The sequence below is a fragment of the Kribbella sp. WER1 genome, from assembly GCF_054189145.1.
In genome coordinates, this window is the sequence record NZ_CM135186.1 from 6152704 (window position 1) to 6174295 (window position 21592).

A 21592-nucleotide genomic window follows, 5' to 3' on the forward strand; every position below is an offset into this window, starting at 1 on the left:
GTGCGCCGGTTGATCGCAGTACTGGTGGCGTCGCTGTTCCTGCTGGCGGGTACCGCCGGCGTGGCGGCGGCGCACGCCAAGCTCGAGTCGATGACGCCGACGGACGGATCGTCGATGGCCGCGCCGCCGACCAAGATCGTGCTGAGCTTCAACGAGCCGGTCGGATCGGACGGGACCCAGGTCCAGGTGAAGTCGCCGAGCGGGAAGGACGTCGCGAGCGGTGACGTCCAGGTGGTCGACAACACGGTCACGCAGCCGGTCGGCGCGATGGTCGAGCCCGGGAAGTACACGGTCGAGGCCCGGGTGATCTCCGCCGACGGGCACCCGGTCGAGATCTCCGGCGCGTTCACCGTGACGCACGCCGGGCATCCCGCGACCGAGCCGGCCGGGACGCCCGCGAGTTCGCAGTCCACGGGCGGGTCGAACACGGTCACGATCGTCGCGATGTGCCTGGTGATGCTGGTCGTGGTCGCGCTGGCCGTGGTGATCGTGCGCCGCCGTCCGGCGTCATGAGACACAAACTCGCGATCGCCGGATTGGTTGCTGTCGGCATCGTTGTGATGGTGCTGGCGCTGCTCGCCGCCGGCGGTGCGCCGCAGCGCGCCGCCGCCGGCCTGCTCGGCGCGGGGCTCGGGGTGTCGTGGGCGGTCCCGGTGCTGCGGATCCTCGCCGACGCGGCCGCGGTCGCGACCGGCGGGGCTGTGATCGCGGTGGTCCTGTTCCTGCCGGCCACCGACGGGAAGCTCGGTGAGAAGGCGCTGCGGGCCTGTCAGGACGCGGCGCTCGCCGCCGGGATCTGGGCGGTCGCGAGCATCGGCGGCCTGATCACGACCGCGACGGTCATCCTCGGCATCCCGCTGTCCCACCTGGCGGAGCATGCCGAGCCGGCCGGGCGGTTGAGCCAGGTGCGCGCACTGGCGGCCGCCGTCGTCCTCACCGCCGTACTCGCTGTGGTGCTGAGCGGGACCAAGACGCTGCGTGGCGCTCGGGTGGCCGCCGTACTGACCGTCGCGGCGTTGATCGGGCCGTTGCTCACCGGGCACGGCGCGATCGACGGCACGAACCTGTGGTCGGTGCTCGCGACGGTCTCGCTCGTCGTACACGTGGTCGCCGCGACCGCGTGGGTCGGCGGCCTCGGCGCCGTACTGCTTTATACGCGCTCGCGGCAGTCGGTCGAGCTGTTCAGCTCGCTCGCGTTGGTCTGTGCGGTGACGATGGGGATCACCGGTCTGGTCACCGCGGAGATCCACCTCGACGGACGGCAGGGCGGGTGGGGGCTGATCACGCAGTGGGTGACCAGCGGGTACGGCGTACTCGTGCTGGGGAAGGCGCTCGCGTTCACGGCGCTGGTGTTCATCGGCTGGCAGCACCGGCGGAGCAGCCTGCCGCGGCTGGCGAGCGGCGACCAGGCCGCGTTCCGGCAGCTCGCGATCCTCGAACTGGCGGTGATGGCGGGCACCATCGGCCTCGCCGTCGCACTCTCGCGTACTCCGTGACATGTCAACGTCCGTCCGTACAATGCAGGTATGACGGAGTGGCTCGACGAGCGTGAGGCGCGGCTCTGGCAGACGTACCGCGACACGCATCGCGAGCTGATGCGCGCCCTGGAGGCGCGGATGATCGGCAACTCCGGCCTGTCCGGCGCGGACTACGCGTTGCTGCACCCGCTGTCGGAGGCCCAGCACGGCGTACTGCGGACCCGCGACCTCGGCCGGTCCGTCGGGTGGGAGCGCAGCCGGCTGTCGCATCAGGTGAGCCGGATGGAGAAGCGCGGCCTGGTCTGCCGTGAGGAGTGCACGTCGGACGCGCGCGGCTCGATGGTCCGGCTCACCGAGCTCGGCCGCAAGGCGATCGACGCCGCCGCTCCGGACCACGTGCAGGCGGTCCGCGCGCTGTTCTTCGACCGTCTGACCCCCGCCGACCAGCTGGAACTCACCGCGCTGCTGGACCGCATCGCCGCCCACCTGCCGAACACCTGCACCCCGGCGGACTGCGCCGAGTAGCAATCCGCTCTTCCGTACGCAATGACACGCCGCTACGGAGAGCGATGCGTCCTGCCTGACGGACAGAATAATGGCGTCCGGATGCGCGCTGGATTTGACAATCGTTTTCACTAAGGTGAGGATGTGGCGCGTGTCCGAGGCATTGGGTAGGCGTGGGTTCCTGGGGATGGCCGGCGCTGCCGGGCTGGCGGCGATCGCCGGCTGCGGGACCGCGACTGCGGAACCGAAAGCGGGCGGGCGGTTGCGGGCCGTGTATGCGGGCGGCGGCGCGAAGGAAGTGCTGGATCCGCACGTACAGAGCCTGTTCGTGGATATCGCCCGGCACAAGGCGATCTACGAGAAGCTGGTCGAGCTCGGCCCCGACCTGAAGCCGGTTCCGCGGCTCGCGGCGAAGTGGGACCACGACGGTACGGCGACCACCTGGCGCTTCACGCTGCGGGACGCGACGTTCCACGACGGCGCCAAGCTGGTCGCCGACGACGTGCTGTACAGCCTGAGCCGGATCGCGGATCCCGCCGTACCGGACCGGGTCGCGCAGTCGTCGCTCGGCACGCTGGATCTCAAGCGCAGCAGGGCGATCGGCCCGTCGACGGTCGAGCTGTTCCTGACCGAACCGAACGCCGAGTTCCCCGCGCTGCTCGCCGGCATCGGCACGCAGATCGTCCGGAACGGGTTCAAGGATCCAGCGAAACCCGTCGGCACCGGCGCCTTCCGGTACGTCTCGTTCGAGGCCGGCCGGTCGATGGTCGCCTCCCGGTACGACGACTACTGGGACGGACCGGCGCGGATCGAGGAGCTGCACATCCTCTCCGCGGACTCCGACGCGCGGGCGAACGCGGTCCAGGGCGGTCAGGCCGAGTACGCGAACGACATGACTGCGACGTTCGCGCGCACCGCCGAGGCCGGGAAGACCGTCAGGATCGTGGCCGCGAAGGCGAGCACGATGCAGGCGTTCGTGATGAAGGTCGACCAGGCGCCGTTCGACAACCCCGACGTACGGCTCGCGTTCAAGCTGCTCGCGGATCGGCAGCGGCTCGTGGACGTTGTCCTCGCCGGGCGCGGCGAGGTGGGCAACGACCTGTTCGGCAAGGGATATCAGTACTACCCGACCGACCTGCCGCCTCGGGAACGGGACGTCGACCGGGCCAAGGCGTTGCTCGCGAAGGCCGGTCTGGTCGGCAAGCAGATCGAGATCTTCACCGCGGATGCGTCGGCCGGGTTCGTGGCGGCGGCGACGTTGTTCGCGGAGCAGGTGGCCGAGGCCGGCGTGCGGTTGAAGGTGACGACCGGGAGCCCGCAGACGTACGCGAAGGACCTGCTGACGAAGGGTGCTATCGGCAACCATCGGTCCGGCGCGATGCCGATCCCGCAGTACGTCACCGATCGGCTGCTGTCGCATTCGCCGTTCAACGTCACGCATTGGCGGCGGCCCGCGTTCGACGCGGCGTTCGCGGCCGCGCGGGCGGTGACGGACGAGGCGGAGCGCTCGCGGCGGTACGGCGTACTGCAGAAGACGTTGCGCGACCAGGGCGGGATCCTCGCGTGGGGGCTGCCGGACTACCTGGTGGCGGTGTCCGCGAAGGTGCAGGGGGTGCAGGCGGCGCCGCCGAACACGCTGGACCAGGGCCGGTTCGACAAGGTGTGGCTGGCCTGAATGCGGGCGTACGCCGTCCAGCGGGGGCTGCTCGCGGTGGGGCAGCTCGCCGTGCTCTCGGTGCTGGTGTTCGTGCTGACGTCGTTGCTGCCGGGGGATGCGGCCGACCTGCGGTTCACCGAGACGTTGACGCCGTCGCAGGTCGCGGCGCTGCGGGTCGAGCTCGGGCTGGACCGGCCGCCGGCCGAGCGGTTCGTGCACTGGCTCGGGAAGGCGCTGACGGGTGACCTCGGTACGTCGCTGATCAGCGGCGGACCGGTCGCGGACATCGTCCGGGGGGCGATCGGGGCGACGCTGGTCCTCACGGTCGCGACGCTCGCGGTCGTGGTACCGCTGGCCGTTGCCCTGGGCATCGTGATGGGGACGCGGGAGAACGGCCGGGTCGATCGCGCGATCACGTCGGTCACGGTGGGGCTGTCGGCGATCCCGGACTTCGTGATCGCGGTGCTGCTGGTGGCGGTGTTCGCGTTGAAGCTCGGATGGTTGCCGGCGACCTGGGTCGGCGGGGATCTGCTGGCCTCGCCGGCGTTGCTGGTGCTGCCGGTGGTGGTGCTGCTCGGTCGTACGGTCTGCTTGCTGTCGCGGCAGGTGCGGGCGGGGACGGTCGCGGCACTGCACGCGGATTACGTGGTGCAGGCTCGTCGGCTCGGGGTGCCGCGGCGACAGCTGCTGGTGCGGCACGTGCTGCCGAACGCGGCGGTGCCTGGCGTGCAGGAGCTGGCCCGGACCGGCGACACGTTGCTCGGCGGGGTGCTGGTGGTCGAGGCGATCTTCGCGATTCCCGGGTTCGCGACGGCGCTGGTCGACGGGGTGGAGACGCGCGATGTTCCCGTCGTACAAGGGCTCACGCTCGTCCTGGCGGTCGCCGCGTTGATGATCAACCTGGCGGCGGACCTCGTGTGCAATCGGCTGGTCCCGCGCTCGGAGCTGCTCCGGTGAGGCGCTTGGCGGTAGGGCTTGTTCTGGTGCCGGTGGTGGTTGCGCTGCTCGGGCCGTTCGTGCCGTACGACGTTCGTGAGGGATTGCCGTACTCGTCGGCGGGGCTGCTCGGGACGGACGGGTTGGGGCGGGACGTGTTCGGCCTGTTGCTGGTCGGCGGGCGGTCCGCGCTGGGGATGGCGCTCGGGGCGGTCGTGCTGGCGTACCTGGTCGGCGGGGCGATCGGGTTGACGGCCGCGTCGACCCGGCACCGCTGGTTGGACGAGGGATTGATGCGGCCCCTCGACGTACTGCTGCCGTTGCCGTCGCTGCTCGTGATCAGCGTGGTCGCGGTCGGCTGGCGGGCGTCGGCGGTCGCGATCACCTTGGCGGTCGCGATGATGAACGTACCGACCGTCGCCCGGCTGGTCCGTGCGGCCGCGCTGGATGCCGCCAGCAGTCCGGTGGTCGAGGCGTTGCGGATGCAGCGGGAGTCGTGGGTCCGGATCCACCTCGGGTACGTCGGCCGTTCGGTGCTCGGCCCGGTCGCGGCCGATCTCGGCACCCGGATCACGCTCGCGGTCTTCCTCGTTGCCTCGGTCAACTTCCTCGGACTCGGCCTCAGCCCGACCGCGCCGGACTGGGCCGTCACGGTCTCCCGTAACCGGGAGGGCCTGCTTCTGCAACCGTGGTCCGTACTGGCTCCCGCCCTGCTCCTCGTTTCTTTCACGCTCGGCTTCAACCTCCTCGCGAACCGACTGGTGCACAAGTCGCGGGAGGTGTCGGCATGACGCTTGTCCGGGTCGACGGACTGTCGGCGGTCGCCGGTGAGGTGGTGCTGGTGGACGGGGTTTCGTTCGAGGTCGTGGCGGGGGAGGCCACGGCGTTGGTAGGCGCTTCCGGCGCGGGGAAGACCACGGCGGCGCTGGCGTTGCTGGGGGAGTCCGGCGACGGGGTGCGGCTGACGGGACGGGTCGAGGTCGCCGGGGAAGTTGTTGTGGATGGCAACGGTGTGACCGGGGTGGACGTGCGCGGGCGGGTGGTCGCGTACATGCCGCAGCATCCGGGCAGCGCGCTCAACCCCGCCCGGCGGATCGGCGCGACGCTCCGCGAGCTGGGGAAGCTGCACGGCGGCGACCCGACTACCGCGCTGCGGGCCGCACAGCTGCCCACGGAACGCGCGACCCTCAAACGGTTCCCGCATCAGTTCTCCGGCGGGCAACGGCAGCGGGTCGCGTTGGCGCAGACACTGAGCTGCCGCCCACAGGTGCTCATCCTGGACGAACCGAGCACCGGGCTCGACTCGATCACCCGGCTGCACCTCGTGCGGGAGCTGCGCGAGCTGGCCGCGTCCGGCCTCGGCATCTTGCTGCTCAGTCACGATCTCGACCTGGTCCGCGCGCTCGCGACCCGGGTCGTCGTCCTCGACGCCGGCCGGGTGCTCACCGACGTCCTTCCCGAACCGGCCGGCCCGCCGGCCCTGGGAACCTCCGCACCTGGCCAACCGTTGCTCAGGGCAATGAAGCTGTCAGCCGCTCTGCGTCGTACCCCGGTCCTCCACGACGTCGACCTCACAGTCCGGGCCGGCAGCTGTCTCGGCATCGTCGGCCGCTCCGGCAGCGGCAAGACGACGCTCGCCCGCTGCCTCACCGGTCTGCACGAGCGCTACACCGGCAGCATTCACCTCGACGACGATCCGCTCCCGGTACTGCGCAAACGCACCCGCGAGCAGCACCGCCGGGTGCAGTACGTCTGGCAGGAGGTCCGCGGCTCGTTCGACGAGCGCCGCCCCGTCGACCAGCAGGTCGCCCGCACGGCGGAACGCCTGCGGGGCCTCGCCCCGGACCGCGCCCACGCCGAGGCCGTCGCCACCCTCGCCCGGCTCGGCGTCGCCGCGATCACCGCGGCCCGCCCGCCGAGCCGGCTGTCCGGCGGCGAACTCCAGCGCGCCGCTCTGGCCCGCGCGGTTCTCGCACACCCGGACGTGCTGATCTGCGACGAGATCACCACCGCCCTCGACGACCGCGGTACGGCGCTCGTCCTCGACCTGCTCGGCGAGCTGAAGGACCGCGGCACGGCGCTGCTCTGGATCGGCCACAACCTCGGACTGGTCGCCGCCGTCGCCGACGAGGTACTGGTCCTGGACGCCGGCCGCGTGGTCGAACAAGGCCCGCCGACCGCGCTGACGACCGACCCGCGGCACGCCCTGACCCGGCAGCTGGTTGCTGCCGCCCACCTGTCTCCGCCCGCATCCATCGACATGAGGAGCGAACCGCGCCGATGACGCGACTGCACGACCACCTGGCGGAGGCGATCAAGGATCCGGACCCGATCCGGGTGGACGACCTGATCTGCCTGCGGTTCGAGACCATGAAGGTGTACTCCGCGCTCGGCGCCGTTCGGCATCTGCTGGACACCGGCCGGGTCCGCCCGGGCGACACGCTGATCGACAGCTCCAGCGGGATCTACGCGCACGCGCTCGCGCTGGCCTGCCACCGGTACGGGATGAAGTGCCACATCGTCGGGTCCACCACGGTCGACCGGACGCTGAAGATCCAGCTCGAGATCCTCGGCGCGACCGTCGAACAGGTGCCGTCCTCGAACAACCTGCAGCTCGACCAGAACCTCCGGGTCCGCCGGATCGGCGAGATCCTGCGCGACAACCCGACGTACCACTGGATGCAGCAGTACCACGACGACATCCACTACCTCGGGTACCGGGCGGTCGCGGACCTGGTCGCGTCGCTGGTGCCGAGCGGGCCGCTGTGCCTGGTCGGCGGGGTCGGGACCGGCGCGTCCACCGGCGCGATCGCTGCGTACCTGCGGGAGAGCGGGCGGGACGTGAACCTGGTCGGCGTGCAGCCGTTCGGAAGTGTGACGTTCGGGGCCGGGCACACGCAGGACCCGCAGATGATCATCGCGGGGATCGGCAGCTCGATCGAGTTCCGGAACGTGCGGCACGAGCTGTACGACCGGCTGCACTGGGTGTCCTTCGAGTACGCGATGTCCGCGGCGGTGGACCTGCTCCGGACGTCCGGGGTGTTCGCGGGGCTGTCGGCGGGGGCGGCGTACCTGTCGGCGCTCTGGGAACACGGTTGCGACCGCGGGCGGAAACACGTCTTCCTGGCGGCGGACACCGGGACCCGGTACGTCGAGTCCGCGTTCGCCCGGCACGCCGAGGCGCGGCCGATGGCGTCGATGCGGCCGCGGGAGATCGACTCACTGGACGAGCTCGCGGTGCCGTGGTCGGCGATGTCCTGGGACCGCCGGGAGTCCGCGCAGATCAGCCACCAACAGTTTCCATCTGCGACTCCGTCGCATTAAGGTGTGTGCTGTACAACCCCGAAAGGCTGACCCATGACCGTTGCCGAGCTCACCGCCTCCGTGCTCGCCGGAACCCCTTCGCCCGCGGACTTCGACATCACCAGCGCGTTCTGGCTGCACCACGCCACCCGCCTCCCGGGCGCCGACGTCATCTACCGCAACCACTACGCCCTGCTGCGGGTCGGAGAGGTCTTCGGCGCCTGTTCGTTCGAGGCCGGCGAGCTCGATCCGGCATACTGCGCCGACACCTCCGGCCGGACCCTCGCCGACGTCCTCACCTCCGACGACGACCCGCTGCCGGTCCGGATCGCCGCCCTGGACGCGTACCTGGCCGCCGTCGAGCCGCACCACACCTCCCCGCACGCCGAGGAAATCGTCCTCCCCGCCGGTACGCCGGACGTCCGCGCGAAGGCCCGCGACGCCGCGGTGGCCGGCCTGCTGGACGTTGCCGAAGGCACCAAGGTCGCGCTGATCGGCGTTGTCAACCCGCTCGTCGACGCGATCACCGACCGCGGCGGCGTCTGCCTGCCCTGCGACTTCAACCTCCGCGAGACCGCCTCCGGTCTGCCGGTCGCCCGCGACATGACCGCGGTGGTCGACGCCGCGGACGCCGTCGTCGCCACCGGGATGACGTTGTCCAACGGCAGCTTCGACGTCCTCCTCGAAAGGTGTCGCGAGCAAGGAAAGCCGCTCGCGATCTACGCCCAGACCGGTAGCGCGGTGGCCCGTGCGTTCCTCGGCGCCGGTGTCACCGCGCTGTCGGCCGAACCGTTCCCCTTCTCCCAGTTCAGCTCCCGCCCGAGCAGCCTCTATCGCTACAGGACGGACACATGACCACCCAGCAGCTCACCGCCGCGGTACCCGGCGACCTCCGGATGGCCAAGCGGCTCTGGCCGTTCCTGCTCGCCTCGACCGTGAGCCTGATCCCGTTCACGGTCTTCGGGATGTACCTGGTGCCGATCTCCCACGCCGCCGGTGGCAGCGTCGCGGAGATCGGCGGCCTGCGCGGCCTCGGCGGGCTTGCGGCACTGGCGGTCGGCGTCACGCTGGCCCCGCTGATGGACCGGGTACCGCGGGAACTGGTCGCCGCCGGGGGGCTCGCGCTGCTCGGCGTCTCCGCCGCGTTGGGTGCCGTGGGCAACGTGTTTGCGCTGGCCGCGTTCTGCCTGCTGATCGGTGCGTCGACCTCGATCCTCGCGCCGTCGATCGGCGCCGCGGCCGCCGACCGGTTCCGCGCCCCCGCCGCGGCCGGACGGGCGGCGACCCTGGTCTCGGCGACGACCAGCGCGATGGCGATGCTCGCGGCCCCGGTCCTCGCCGTACCCGGGCTGATCTGGGGCTGGCGCGGCAACCTGCTCGCCGCGTCCGCGATCGCGCTGACCTTGTCGGCCGCGTTCTTCGTCCGGGGCCGCGGCCGTACGGCGCCCGTGACGGGCAAGCAGCGCGTCAGCTACCTGGCGACGTACCGCGAACTCGCGCGGATCCCGGGCGCCGTGCCGCTGCTCGCGGTGGCGATGCTTCGGACGGCGGCGTTCATGGGGTACCTCGCGTATCTCGCCGCGTTCTACGACGACAAGTTCGACCTCGCGCCGGGGTGGTTCGCGCTGGTCTGGTCGCTCAGCGGAGCCTCGTTCTTCCTCGGTAACCTGCTCGCCGGCCGGTACCTCGCGACCGGCCGCGCGTGGACCGAACGGCTGCTGCTGATCGGGATCGTCGTCGCGCTGGTCGCGGTGACGGCGTTCTACTTCTCGCCGAGCCTGCCGCTGACCCTCGTACTGACCGCGGTGATGGGCGCCAGCCATGCGACCGTCGCGGCCTGTGTCACCACGCTGCTGGTCCGGCGCAGCGGCGACCTCCGCGGCTCGGCGCTCGGCGTGAACGCGGCGGGCATGAGCCTCGGGACGTTCCTCGGCGCCGCGATCGGCGGCCTGGGGCTCGGCCTCGGCGGCTACCCCGGTACGGCGGTCACGTTCGCCGGGATCACGCTCGTCGCGACGCTGTGCGCGGTCCGGGTGCGGCACCGCGGCTGATCAGGGCAGCTAAGGGGCAGGTTCAGGGTCATCACGGTGGTTTCAAGGGCCCGTACTCGATATATCGTTCAGTTTTATGGAGAACCTGCCCGACAACCCGCATCCGCACGCGCATCTGCGGGCGTCCGACATCGATCGCGATCAGGTCGTCGACGTACTGCGGGATGCCCTGATGTCGGGGCGGTTGACGCAGGACGAGCACGCCGACCGGCTGGAGCAGACCCTGCAGGCCAAGACCCTCGGCGAGCTCGAGCCGATCACCCGGGACCTGGTCGCCCCGGGGCAGGCGGCGCCGGCCGCCCCGATGGCACAGCCGGCCGCGTCGACCAGCCTGGTCCCGATCGAGGAGCCGGCCGATCCGGCGGCCAGCGTCGACAACCTGGTGGCGATCTTCGGCGGCGGCGAGCGGAAGGGCCGCTGGCGGGTGAAGCGGCGGACGAACGCGCTCGCGGTGTTCGGCGGGCACGACCTGGACATGACCGACGCGGTGTTCGAGGGCCGCGAGGTGACGATCTACGCGGTCGCGGTGTTCGGCGGGATCGACATCACCGTGCCCGAGGGCGTGACCGTGCGGAACGAGGGCATCGGGATCTTCGGCGGGTTCGCCGCCCAGGGCTCCGACGACCCGGACCCGAACGCCCCGACAGTCGTGATCAAGGGCCTCGCGCTGTTCGGCGGCGTCGGCGGCCAGTCGTCCGCGAAGCGCCACGGCAAGCGCCAACGCAACCGCCACCGCAACCGCCACGAACTGCACTGACACAGCCCCTACGCGGTCAGATCCAGGACTTGAACCACATTCGGCTGAGCCAGTCCTGGTGTGGGAGCACCTTGTCGGTCAGGATCGGCCAGATGTAGGCGAAGTTCAGCACCACAAGTACGACGAACGCGCCGACCACCGCGCTGCCGATCAGCCGGCGTGGGGTCGCCGTACTGAGCGCTGTCCGGGCCGGGCCGAGGACCTTGCCGAGGACCAGTGCGAGCGCCATCACGGTGAACGGGATCATCGTCACCGCGTAGAAGAAGAAGATCGGTCTCTGGTCGTAGGCGAACCACGGTGCCCAACAGGTCACGAACCCGACGATCGGTACGCCGAACCGCCAGTCCCGGGTACTCACCCACAGCACCAGCGCCGCGATCAGCGCGAGCGCACCGCCCCACCACAGCAGCGGCGTCCCGAGGGCGGAGATCACCTGCAGACACGTCTGACCGGCCGGGACGTGGCACCCCGCCGTACCGGGCTTGATGTCGTTGACCGCGTCGAAACCGATCGGCCGGGCGATGATCGGCCAGCCCGCCGGGTTCGACTGGTACGGGTGGGTGGCGTGCTTGATGTAGTCGCCGGTGTGGAACGCGTAGACCTCTTTGTGGTACTCGAGCAGTGACCGGAAGTCGTCGGGCACCAGCTTCATCACGCCGTGTGCCGGATTGCTCGCCGCCCAGTTGTGGTCGTACGAGTTGTCGTGCAGCAGCCAGCCGGTCCAGGTCGCGACGTACGTGACCCCGGCCACCAGGACCAGGCTGACGAACGCCGGGATGCCGTCGACCAGCGCGGACTTCACGAACGCGAACCGGACGCCGAGGGACCGGCGGGCGCCGAAGTCCCACGCGAACACCAGAATGCCGAACGCGGCCAGCGTCCAGATCGCGGACCACTTGGTGCCGCAGGCGAGGCCGAAGCAGACCCCCGCCGCGATCCGCCACGGCCGGAACAGCAGCCAGCGGCCCATCGTCCGGCGGGCGCCGTCCTCGACCGGCTGGTCGAGCGTCTCGGCGTGCCGGCGGCGGGTCCAGTCCCGGTCGCAGATCAGGCAGGAGACGGCCGCCACCAGCCAGAACGCCAGGAAGATGTCGAGCAGCGCGACCCGGGACATCACGAAGTGCAGGCCGTCGACCGCGAGCAGCAGCCCGGCGATCGCGCCGATCAGCGTCGAGCGGGTCATCCGGCGGACCGTCCGGATCAGCAGCAGCACGGTGAGCGTGCCGAACAGCGCCGGCATGAACCGCCAGCCGAACGTGTTCATCCCGAACAGCTGCTCACCGGCGGCGATCATCCACTTGCCGACCTCGGGGTGTACGACGAGGCTCGGGGTGTCCTTGAAGACGTTCAGGTTGCCGGCCAGGATCGCCTTGTCGGCGGCCCCCTCCGGCTGGTCGATGAACTGCCGCGCGTAGCCGAACTTGAGCAGGCTGAACGCGTCCTTGGCGTAGTACGTCTCGTCGAAGACGAACTTCACCGGCGTACTCAGGTGCCAGAACCGCAGGATGCCGGCCACCAGCGTGATCGCCAGCGTCGCGATCCAGCCACCGTCGAAGTCCCGCGGCATCGGCGGGTACAACCGGTTCTTGAGCGGCGGCAGCTGTCTGCCGAGCACGTCCCGCCCGAGCATCTCGCGGTCGTCTTCAGCCTCGCTCCGCCGGACGGTCCCGTCCTCGATCACAGCTGCCACGCCCGCCATGCTACGGACCCCCCGGTTCGACCGCCTCCCCCCGTCGGCCGGAACGGCTGGGATGATGGCCCGATGACCGGGCGCTTGGTTCTCGCGGGGACCCCTATCGGGGACGTTTCGGATGCTTCGCCGCGGTTGGGCAGGGTGCTGGCCGAGGCGGACGTGGTGGCCGCGGAGGACACCCGGCGGCTGCGGCGGCTGACCGGGGAGCTGGCGATCCAGCTCGGCGGGCGGGTGGTCAGCTACTTCGAGGGCAACGAGCGGGAGCGGACGCCCGAGCTGCTGCAGGCGCTCACCGAGGGGCAGACCGTCGTGGTGGTGACCGACGCGGGCATGCCGAGCGTGTCGGATCCGGGGTACCGGCTGGTCGCGGCGGCGATCGAGGCCGACGTGGTCGTGACCGCCGTACCGGGGCCGTCGGCGGTGCTGACCGCGCTGGCCCTGAGCGGGCTGCCGGTGGACCGGTTCACGTTCGAGGGGTTCCTGCCGCGGAAACCGGGGGAGCGGGGGCGGCGGCTGGCCGAGTTGAAGGACGAGCCGCGGACGATGGTGTTCTTCGAGGCACCGCACCGGCTGACCGCGTCGCTGGAGGCGATGGCCGAGGCGTTCGGGGCGGATCGCCGTACGGCGGTGTGCCGGGAGCTCACGAAGACGTACGAAGAGGTCAAACGTGGGGCCGTGGGGGACCTGGTGACCTGGTCCGCGGACGGCGTCCGGGGCGAGATCACGGTCGTCGTCGCGGGCGCGAACCCGGACAAGGTGATGACGCCCGAGGACCTCGCCCGGGAGGTCGCGGTCGACGAGGAGGCGGGTACGCCGCGTAAGCAGGCGATCGCCGACGTGGCGAAGCGCTTCAACGTCCCGAAACGGACCGTGTACGACGCCGTACTGGCCGCGCGGAAACCCGGTTAACCGGGGCACTACTCTTTAAGGCATGTCCGAGAAGGCCTATTACGTCACCACCCCGATCTACTACGTCACCGCCGCGCCGCACATCGGCAGCGCGTACACGACGGTGGCCGGGGACGTCCTGACCCGCTGGCACGCCCAGCGCGGCGAGCGCAAGTGGTACCTGACCGGTACCGACGAGCACGGCGAGAAGGTGATGCGCAGCGCGCAGGCCCAGGGCATGACCCCGAAGGAGTGGACCGACAAGCTCGTCGAGGAGGCCTGGAAGCCGGCCTGGGTCGACGTCGACATCGCATACGACGACTTCATCCGGACGACCGAGGAGCGGCACACCGAGCGGGTCCGCGAGTTCTGGCAGAAGCTGTACGACAAGGGCGACGTCTACAAGGGCGAGTACGAGGGCCTGTACTGCGTGGGCTGCGAGGAGTTCAAGCTCCCCGCGGACATCCGCACCGACGAGGACGGCACCCAGCGGTGCATGATCCACGGCACCGAGCTCGAGACGGTCTCGGAGACGAACTACTTCTTCCGGCTCTCGGCGTACGCCGACAAGCTGCTCGAGCTGTACGACGCGCAGCCGGACTTCGTCGCGCCGTCGAGCGCGCGCAACGAGGTGATCGCGTTCGTCAAGCAAGGGCTGCAGGACCTGTCGATCACCCGGTCGACGTTCGACTGGGGCATCCCGGTCCCGTGGGACGAGGACCACGTCCTGTACGTGTGGATCGACGCGCTGCTGAACTACGTGACCGCCGCGGGCTACGGGACGGACCCGGAGCGGTTCGAGGAGCTGTGGCCGGTCGACGTGCACCTCGTCGGGAAGGACATCCTCCGGTTCCACGCGGTGATCTGGCCGGCGATGCTGATGGCCGCCGAGGTCGCCGTACCGCATCAGGTCTTCGCGCACGGCTGGCTGCTGGTCGGCGGCGAGAAGATGAGCAAGTCCAAGCTCACCGCGATCGCGCCGCACGAGATCACCGACCACTTCGGCTCGGACGCGTTCCGGTACTACTTCCTGCGCACGATCCAGTTCGGGTCGGACGGGTCGTTCTCGTGGGAGCACCTGAGCGCCGTCTACACCTCCGAGCTCGCGAACGGCCTCGGCAACCTGGCCAGCCGGATCGCGGCCATGGTCGGCAAGTACTTCGACGGCGTACTGCCCGAGCCGGCCGACCACGGTCCGGCCGAGCAGGCGCTCGCCGACAAGCTCGCGCAGACCGTCGCGACCGCGGACAAGGCGCTCGACACGCTCGCGTTCCAGGACGCGCTGGCCGCGATCAACGAGCTCGTCGGCGCGGTCAACGGGTACGTCACCGAGCAGGAGCCGTGGAAGGTCGCCAAGGACGAGTCCCAGCGGGACCGGCTCGCGACGATCCTGTACTCCGCGGCCGAGGTACTGCGGGCCGTCGCCGTACTGCACAACCCGACGATGCCGAAGTCGTCCGCCAGGCTGTGGGCGCTGCTCGGCGCCGAGGAGAAGCTCGGCGCGCTCACCGACCAGCGCGTGCAGGACGCCGGGACCTGGGGCCAGCTCCCCGCCGGGGCGGCCATCACCAAGGGCGACCCGCTGTTCCCGCGCCTCGAAGAGAACTGATCGCACCAAACTCACGCCGCCGCCCGGGAATGCCGGGCGGCGGCGTCGGCTTTCTTGTGGCAACAACCAATTCTTGGAGGCGGTTCGGATGCGTGCGGTGGTGTTCTCGGAGTACGGCGGTCCTGAGGTCCTCGAGGTGCAGGACGTGCCGGAGCCGCATGCAGGCCCCGGGCAGGTGCGGATCAAGGTCCGGGCCGCGGGGGTGAACCCGTACGACACCAAGATCCGGCGCGGCTTCACGAAGGACTTCGCGCCGGCGATCTTCCCGGCCGTGCCCGGGTTCGAGGTCGCGGGCGTAGTGGACGAGGCCGGTGACGGTGCGCCGTTCGCGGTCGGCGACGAGGTCGTCGGGTGGTCTTCCGGCGGTTCGTACGCCGAGTACGCGCTCGGCGGCAACGTGACGCGCAAGCCTGCGGGCCTCGGCTGGGAGCAAGCTGTCGGCGTACCAGTCGCCGGCGAGACCGCGCAGCGGGTGCTCGACCTGCTCGCCGTGAAGGCCGGCGAGACGATCCTGATCCACGGTGCCGCGGGCGCCGTCGGCTCGGTCGCCGTACAGCTGGCCGTCGCCGCAGGCCTGACGGTGATCGGCACGGCATCGGCCGCCAACCACGACTACCTGCGCTCGATCGGCGCGATCCCGGTGAACTACGGCGCTGGCCTCCTCGAGCACGTCCGCGAAGCCGCACCGCAAGGCGTCGACGCGGTGTTCGACACCGCCGGCAAGGGCGGCCTCCAGGAGTCGATCGAACTGCGCGGCGGCACCGACCGCATCATCACGATCGCCGACTTCGGCGCCACCGAACTCGGCATCCAGACGTCGTCCGGCGGCACCGGCACCCCCGAAGAGGTCCGCGCCGCCCTCGACGCCCAACTCCAGGCCGCCGCCGACGGCAAACTCACGATCCGTATCGCGGACACATTCGACCTCGCGCACGCAGCCAACGCCCAAGAACTGAGCGAATCCGGCCACGCCCGCGGAAAGATCGTCATCGTCCCGTAAACACCACCCCACACCACACAAACGACACCGCTTCGCGGCGGCTGTCTGGTTGGGGCCTTCGGCCCGTGTGGTCTCGGGCTGACGCTGCTTGTTCTACCGCCGGGGTACTCCGCCGGCGGGGGCCGGGCCGGTGCTGCTCGTGCGGTCGCCGGGCGCTGGTGTTCGGTGGGTGGGGGCGTCGGCTGGGGTAGAACTTCTGGCGGGCTGGATGCGGCTGTGCGGCGGCTGCTTGTTGTGGGGAAGGCGCCGCTGCGCGGCGGCTGTCGCTGGGCGCTTGGCGTGGGCGGGTCTTCCGCTTGATGCGACCCGCAGAGCGCCGCGTGGTTGGCGCGTGTCGAGCTGATGCGCGGGTTGGGTGGGGAACGTGTGGTGGGAACGCCGTTGTGGGAGTTGGTTTGCCGGGCGTTCGGCATGGGTGGTGCTGCTCGCGCCGGGTTCTGGCGGGCGAGCAGCCCACTGTGGGGACGGAGTTAGACGTACGCGAAGCGCGACGGCGGAGTAGGTATGTCGTCCACGCGAGGATCCCAGCGGTCCACGAAGTTCACGCCGGCGGGGATTTCGATGCAGTCGGTCGAGGTCCAGGATCGGGTGAGGGTGGGGAAGTCGGGGACATCCGGGTGGTAGTGCGGTTTGCCGGTGCCGAGGAGGTCTCGGGCCATGGGGGCGGTACGGGCCTGGTAGCGGAAGTCGGCCGACAGCCTCAGCCGGTTCGTCCGGTTCGGCATGGCGCCGTGGACGGTGAGGCTGCCGAACAGCAGCACGTCGCCGGGACGGTACGACGTGGTGCGCCACTCCGGGTGGTTCTCGTCCGCCTCGGCGCGCATCATCCCGGGGCCGTCGGACGCCCTCACCGGGAGTACGCCGAGCTTCGGTGAGCCGGCGTACACCCGGAGCCCGCCGATCTCCGGTGGCGCCTCGCTCAAGGGGAGCCAGGTGGTGAGGGTGTCGACGCAGCCCTGGATGAAGCGGTAGTCCTGATGGATCGGGGTCGGGTTCGCCCCGGGCGACGGCGGCGCGATCCGGCAGATGTGGGCGGGATGCGCGAACGCCTCCTCGCCCAGCAACCGCCCGGCCAGCGACAACAACTCGGGCCGTACGGCGAGCCGGTGGAACGCCTCGGTGCTCTGGATCGCCGTGTACGCCCCGAAGAACCCGGCCGACCCTTCCTCCACCGCCCGCCCCGACGCGACCAGCCGCACCGGATCCGCGTCCCGGTCCAACCAGTCGCTGTCGTACAGGATCCGCGCCAGCTGCTCGTGCACATCCCCCACCACGTCCACCGGCAACAGCCCGCGGAAAAACAGATACCCGTCACTCGCCAGCCGAGAACGCAGTACCTCCGCGTCGGAGACCACGTCGTACGAGTCGGTCAGTTCCTTCATTTGTCGTTGCCAATCTTGTCCATGGACTTGGCGATGTCGGCGACCGGGACCTTGTTCAGGTAGAGGTCGTTGACGGTCTTGTCGATCTCCGGGGACTTGGCGGTCCAGCCTTCGGCGATCGGGAGGTTGACGGTGCTGCCGGCGGCGGAGTCGATGAAGGGCTGGACGTCGATGTTCTTCTTCTTCCAGTACGCCTTGTACCCGGCACCGGCGTCGTTCAGCGCGGGGATGATGTAGCCGGCGTCGCCCATCAGCCGTTGGGCTTTCTCGGAGCCTAGGAACGTGACCAGTTTGCCGGCTTCGTCGGGGTGCTTGGTCTTCGCGAACATCGCCTCGGCGAGGCCGTTGATCACGACGGTCCGTCCGGACGGTCCGGCCGGCATCGACGTGACGCCGATCGGGAACTTCACCTCGGGTAGCGCGAACGGCAGCAGCGCGTTGTTCGCCGGGAACATCGCGACCTCGCCGCGGTAGAACATCTCGGTCGCCTGCCCGGTCGGCGGGTTCGTCCGGGTGCCGTCCGGCGACACCTTCCACTTGAACACCAGGTCGCGGGCGAACTGCAGCGCCTCGACGGACTTGTCGCCGCTGAAGTCGAAGCTGCCGTACGGCTTGTCCATCGCCTGGCCGCCGTTCGAGGCGATCCAGTTCAGCCACTGGGTCTGGCTGTGGTTCCAGGAGCAGAAGCCCCACTGCTTGTCGCCGGCCGTCAGCTTGCGGGCGACCTCGAGGAAGCTGCCGGACCCGTCCGGAGCCCAGGTCAGCTCGGCCGGCATCGTGATCCCGGCCTTCTCGACGAGCGTCTTGTTGTAGAGCAGCCCGACGATGCCCATGTCCTTCGGCATCCCGAGCTGCTTGTCCTCGAACTTGTACGACTTCACGACGTTCGGGTGGTACGCGTCGAGCTTCAGGCCGGCCTTGGAGATCAGGTCGTCGAGCGGTGCTAGCACGCCCTTGCTCGCGAAGTCCGGGAAGTAGTCGACGGTCAGCCAGAACACGTCCGGCGCCTTGCCGCTGGCGAGTTCGGTGGTGAGCTTGGTCCAGTACTGGTCCCACGGCAGCACCTCCATCCGGACGGTGATGTCCGGATTCTCGGCGGTGAACGCGGCGAACACTGCCTTGTACCCGACCTCCTGCTGCTCGTCCCAGAGCCGGTACACGAGCTCGACCTTGCCGCCGCTGCTCGCTTTGTCCTGCGACGAGCCGCAGCCCGCCAGCGCCAGCACACTGCCCGCGCCGATCAGAAATGTCCTCCTGGACAAAGACATGGGTACCTCCGGATCACTTGAGCCCGGTAACGGCGACCGAGCGGACGATGAAGCGCTGGAACACGATGAACAGCACGAGCAGCGGCGCCAGCGCGATCAGGCTGCCGGCCATCACGGCGTTGTAGTCGACGCCGATTTCCCCCTTGAACAAGGCGATCCCGACCGAGAGCAGCCGCTTGTCGTCGCTGCTGGTGATGATCAGCGGCCACAGGAAGCTGTTCCAGTTGGCCACCACGGCGAGCGTGGTGACGGTGACCAGGATCGGTTTCGACAGCGGCAGCACGATCGAGATCAGCGTGCGGACCCGCCCGGCGCCGTCGATGCGGGCCGCGTCCTCCAGGTCCGCGGGGATGCTGCGGAAGAACTGGCGGAGCAGGAAGATCGCGTACGGCGTCCCGAGCATCGTCGGCAGCATCAACCCGGCCCACGTGTCGACCAGTCCGAGCTTCTGCATCATGAGGTACAGCGGGATCATCGTGACCACCGGCGGCACCATCAGTGTCGACAAATACACCCAGAACAACGCGTCCCGGCCCGGGAACGTCAGCCGCGCGAACGCGTACGCCGCGAGGATCGCGAACACGACCTGCCCGAGGGTGATCCCGGCCGTGACGAGCGCGGTGTTCATCAGGTACCCGCCGAACCCGGACGCGAACAGCCGGTGGAACGCCGCCGTACTGGGCGGGATCCCGGGCTCCCACGGCATCGTCTCGGACAGTTGCCCCGGGCCCTTGAACGCGGTGAGCAGGGTGAGGAAGTACGGGAAGATCGAGAGCACGCAGCCGATCACGAGCACGGCGTACGGCAGGATGCGCAGCTTCATCCGGTCACCTCGTAGGTGGTACGGCGTTCGAAGTACACGAACTGGGAGATCGTCGCGACCAGCACGACCGCGAACAGCAGCACCGAGATCGTCGACGCGTAGCCGAAGTCGAACTTGTGGAACGCCTCGTCGTAGATCTGGTACGTCGTGACCTCGGTACTGTGACCCGGCCCGCCCTCGGTCATCACGAAGATCGTGTCGAACGCCTGGAACGACCCGATCACGTTGGTGATCAGCACGAACAGCATCGTCGGCCGCAGCAGCGGCAGCGTGATCGTGAAGAAGTGCGCGACCGGGGACGCGCCGTCCAGTGACGAGGCTTCCCGCAGCGAGGCCGGGATGTTCTGCAGGCCGGCCAGGAAGAACAGCATGTTGTACCCGGCGAACTGCCAGATGTGCACCGCCGCCACGCTCGGCATCGCCAGCACCGGCGACGACAGCCACGCCGGCCCGTGGATCCCGAACAGCCCGAGGAACTGGTTCAGCGCACCGCGGCCCGGGTCGAAGATCCAGCTCCACACCAGCCCGAGCGCCACCGGCGTCGCCATCCACGGGATCACCAGCAGGGCCCGGAAGTACTTCATCCCGCGCAGCTTGCGGTCCACGAGCAATGCGAGCAGCAAGGACAGGATCGTCGTACCGGGCACGCAGATCAGCACGTAGTACAGCGTGACCAGCAGCGAGTGCCAGACGTCGGAGTCCGCGAACAGCTTCCGGTAGTTGGCGAGTCCAATGAACTCCGGTGTCGAGAGCAACTTCCAGTCGAACAGGCTGAGCACCAGCACGATCAGCACCGGCGCCAGCAGGAACCCGAGTACGCCGATCAGACTCGGGGCCAGCAGCGCGTACGCCGCCGCCGTCTCGCGACCCTGCCGGCCGCTGCGGCGGGTCCGGGGCGCCGGCCTAAGCATCGGGATCCTTCAGTGGGTGCGGCCGCGGCGAGCTCGGGACGAGCAGCTCGCGGGTCCGGTCGATCGCCCACCGGTCGAGGACGCCGATCGGGTCGCTGGACATCCGCAGCCCGGGGCCGTCCGCGATGTGCTGCGCCCACGCCTCGCGCTGCTGGACGTCCGGCCGGACGATCAGGCAGTCCGAGTCGTTCGCCCACCAGCGGCCGTGCAGGAACTCGCGGGCCACCGACGTGGACCGGGCGCCGTGCTGACCCGGCTGGCTGATGTCGCCGGACGGTGGTTCGACCAACGGATCGGTGTCGGGGGAGATGCGCATGCAGTCGACCAGCCCGAGACTCGGCAGGATCGGCGCGCCGCATCCGTGCAGAATCCGGTTCGGGCCGACCGCCTCGCGGAGCAGCCGCATCCCGTGCCGGTACGCCGCGATGCCGTCGACCTGCTCGTGTCGCGGCCCGTCGATCGCGCCGGCGTACACGAAGTCGAGCTTGAAGTGGTCGTACCCCTGCCGGCAGAGCTCGGTGAACACGTCCTGGAGGTGCCGCGCGGCGCCCGGGTGGGTGACGTCGAGAACCAGTTGCTCTTCGCCCCAATTCGTACCGGCGCTGATCCCGGGGACCAGCCAGTCCGGGTGCTTGCGGGCCGTCTCGCTGCCGGCCGCGACGAGGAACGGCGCCACCCAGATCCCCGCGCGGCGCCCGCCGGCCCGGATGTCGGCGGCCAGCGTGACGGTCGAGCCGAAGTCCTCCCGGGGCGTCAGCCAGTCGCCGATCGCGGACTGGTACCCCTCGTCGAGCAGGACCAGGTCGACGCTCAGATTGTGCTGGTCGAACTGCCGGACGTCGGTCATCACGTCCCGCTCGGTGACCTTGCCCCAGTACGCGTACCAGCTGCACCAGGACGGGCCGAAGACGCGGACCGGCGGCGCACCGGCGCCGAACGTGTCCGCCCAGTCCGCGAGCGCCTGGTTCGGGTTGGTCTGGGTGCTGGTCTTCACGTCGACGTCGCCGTCGGCGCTGATCACCAGCTTGTCGCCGTGGACCTCGGCGCGGATCGACGGGACGACATCGGGCGAGGTCGCGGCGGCCACGACCACGTCGCCGCCGTTCGCGACCGCGAGCAGTCCCTCGCCCTGGAACCGCCGGACCGCGTCGACGCCCGGGCGGTACGCCATCACGTGATGGTTCGGGGCGGTCGGCCGGGGCGGCGACGCGGCCGGCCGGTACCAGCCGCTCGGGCTCCAGGACTGCCAGCCGTGCTCGAAGACCAGCGTGTTCGCATCGTGGCCGAGCTCGGCGACCGGGCGGAAGGGCACGGATCCCTCGATTCGCTAGA

Annotated in this window: 20 protein-coding genes; 14 read left to right on the plus strand and 6 right to left on the minus strand. The window is 70.0% G+C overall.

All coding sequences use genetic code 11. From position 1 onward, the window contains the following. The 11 genes from ACXJJ3_RS29980 (at position 1) to ACXJJ3_RS30030 (ending at position 10686) form a co-directional block, all read left to right on the plus strand. Positions 1-513, plus strand: a complete 513-nt coding sequence (locus ACXJJ3_RS29980) for a copper resistance CopC family protein (protein WP_458165193.1) — start codon at positions 1-3, stop codon at positions 511-513. Beyond that, the gene (locus ACXJJ3_RS29985) at positions 510-1496 is read left to right on the plus strand and encodes a copper resistance D family protein (RefSeq protein WP_458165194.1); all 987 of its coding nucleotides are present in this window, start codon (positions 510-512) and stop codon (positions 1494-1496) included. Before ACXJJ3_RS29980 ends, ACXJJ3_RS29985 begins: the two co-directional genes overlap by 4 nt. A gap of 30 nt (positions 1497-1526) precedes the next feature. After that, positions 1527-2003, plus strand: a complete 477-nt coding sequence (locus ACXJJ3_RS29990) for a MarR family winged helix-turn-helix transcriptional regulator (protein WP_458165195.1) — start codon at positions 1527-1529, stop codon at positions 2001-2003. Between the two features lie 121 nt (positions 2004-2124). Then, complete coding sequence (locus tag ACXJJ3_RS29995; RefSeq protein WP_458171964.1) at positions 2125-3657, plus strand: ABC transporter substrate-binding protein; 1533 nt, start codon at positions 2125-2127, stop codon at positions 3655-3657. Continuing rightward, positions 3658-4596, plus strand: a complete 939-nt coding sequence (locus ACXJJ3_RS30000) for an ABC transporter permease (RefSeq protein WP_458165196.1) — start codon at positions 3658-3660, stop codon at positions 4594-4596. After that, the gene (locus tag ACXJJ3_RS30005; protein WP_458165197.1) at positions 4593-5366 is read left to right on the plus strand and encodes an ABC transporter permease; all 774 of its coding nucleotides are present in this window, start codon (positions 4593-4595) and stop codon (positions 5364-5366) included. Before ACXJJ3_RS30000 ends, ACXJJ3_RS30005 begins: the two co-directional genes overlap by 4 nt. Next, entirely contained in the window at positions 5363-6859 is a 1497-nt protein-coding gene (locus ACXJJ3_RS30010) for an ABC transporter ATP-binding protein (RefSeq protein ID WP_458165198.1), read from the plus strand. Before ACXJJ3_RS30005 ends, ACXJJ3_RS30010 begins: the two co-directional genes overlap by 4 nt. Beyond that, positions 6856-7899 carry a pyridoxal-phosphate dependent enzyme gene (locus ACXJJ3_RS30015; protein WP_458165199.1) on the plus strand — a complete coding sequence of 348 codons (1044 nt, stop codon included), beginning with the start codon at positions 6856-6858 and terminating at the stop codon, positions 7897-7899. The genes ACXJJ3_RS30010 and ACXJJ3_RS30015 overlap by 4 nt, the downstream gene beginning before the upstream one ends. Before the next feature lie 33 nt (positions 7900-7932). After that, a complete protein-coding gene (locus ACXJJ3_RS30020; RefSeq protein ID WP_458165200.1) occupies positions 7933-8733 on the plus strand; it encodes a Rossmann-like domain-containing protein in 801 nt (266 codons plus the stop codon). Further along, entirely contained in the window at positions 8730-9929 is a 1200-nt protein-coding gene (locus ACXJJ3_RS30025) for an MFS transporter (RefSeq protein ID WP_458165201.1), read from the plus strand. The genes ACXJJ3_RS30020 and ACXJJ3_RS30025 overlap by 4 nt, the downstream gene beginning before the upstream one ends. A 76-nt stretch (positions 9930-10005) precedes the next feature. Beyond that, the gene (locus tag ACXJJ3_RS30030; protein WP_458165202.1) at positions 10006-10686 is read left to right on the plus strand and encodes a DUF1707 SHOCT-like domain-containing protein; all 681 of its coding nucleotides are present in this window, start codon (positions 10006-10008) and stop codon (positions 10684-10686) included. Between the two features lie 16 nt (positions 10687-10702). Here ACXJJ3_RS30030 and ACXJJ3_RS30035 read toward each other — a convergent pair whose 3' ends face one another. Then, positions 10703-12253, minus strand: a complete 1551-nt coding sequence (locus ACXJJ3_RS30035; RefSeq protein WP_458171965.1) for a dolichyl-phosphate-mannose--protein mannosyltransferase — start codon at positions 12251-12253, stop codon at positions 10703-10705. A gap of 195 nt (positions 12254-12448) precedes the next feature. Between ACXJJ3_RS30035 and rsmI the strand changes: the two genes are divergently transcribed. The 3 genes from rsmI to ACXJJ3_RS30050 all read left to right on the plus strand — a co-directional run bounded on the left by rsmI (position 12449) and on the right by ACXJJ3_RS30050 (position 15876). Then, entirely contained in the window at positions 12449-13288 is an 840-nt protein-coding gene (gene rsmI / locus ACXJJ3_RS30040) for a 16S rRNA (cytidine(1402)-2'-O)-methyltransferase (RefSeq protein WP_458165203.1), read from the plus strand. 22 nt (positions 13289-13310) lie between these two features. Further along, entirely contained in the window at positions 13311-14876 is a 1566-nt protein-coding gene (metG, locus tag ACXJJ3_RS30045; RefSeq protein WP_458165204.1) for a methionine--tRNA ligase, read from the plus strand. Positions 14877-14964: 88 nt separating this feature from the next. Beyond that, entirely contained in the window at positions 14965-15876 is a 912-nt protein-coding gene (locus tag ACXJJ3_RS30050) for an NADP-dependent oxidoreductase (RefSeq protein ID WP_458165205.1), read from the plus strand. A gap of 470 nt (positions 15877-16346) precedes the next feature. On the opposite strand, the gene ACXJJ3_RS30055 is transcribed toward ACXJJ3_RS30050, so the two are convergent. From ACXJJ3_RS30055 to ACXJJ3_RS30075, 5 genes are read right to left on the minus strand one after another with little or no spacing between them, the layout of a single operon-like run. Then, on the minus strand, positions 16347-17258 hold the full coding sequence (locus ACXJJ3_RS30055; protein WP_458165206.1) for a phytanoyl-CoA dioxygenase family protein: 912 nt from the start codon (positions 17256-17258) through the stop codon (positions 16347-16349). Next, a complete protein-coding gene (locus ACXJJ3_RS30060; protein ID WP_458165207.1) occupies positions 17255-18526 on the minus strand; it encodes an ABC transporter substrate-binding protein in 1272 nt (423 codons plus the stop codon). The genes ACXJJ3_RS30055 and ACXJJ3_RS30060 overlap by 4 nt, the downstream gene beginning before the upstream one ends. Before the next feature lie 13 nt (positions 18527-18539). Continuing rightward, complete coding sequence (locus ACXJJ3_RS30065; protein ID WP_458165208.1) at positions 18540-19349, minus strand: carbohydrate ABC transporter permease; 810 nt, start codon at positions 19347-19349, stop codon at positions 18540-18542. Then, the gene (locus ACXJJ3_RS30070) at positions 19346-20260 is read right to left on the minus strand and encodes a carbohydrate ABC transporter permease (protein ID WP_458165209.1); all 915 of its coding nucleotides are present in this window, start codon (positions 20258-20260) and stop codon (positions 19346-19348) included. Before ACXJJ3_RS30070 ends, ACXJJ3_RS30065 begins: the two co-directional genes overlap by 4 nt. Further along, complete coding sequence (locus tag ACXJJ3_RS30075) at positions 20253-21572, minus strand: alpha-galactosidase (RefSeq protein WP_458165210.1); 1320 nt, start codon at positions 21570-21572, stop codon at positions 20253-20255. Before ACXJJ3_RS30075 ends, ACXJJ3_RS30070 begins: the two co-directional genes overlap by 8 nt. Positions 21573-21592: the final 20 nt, after the last annotated feature.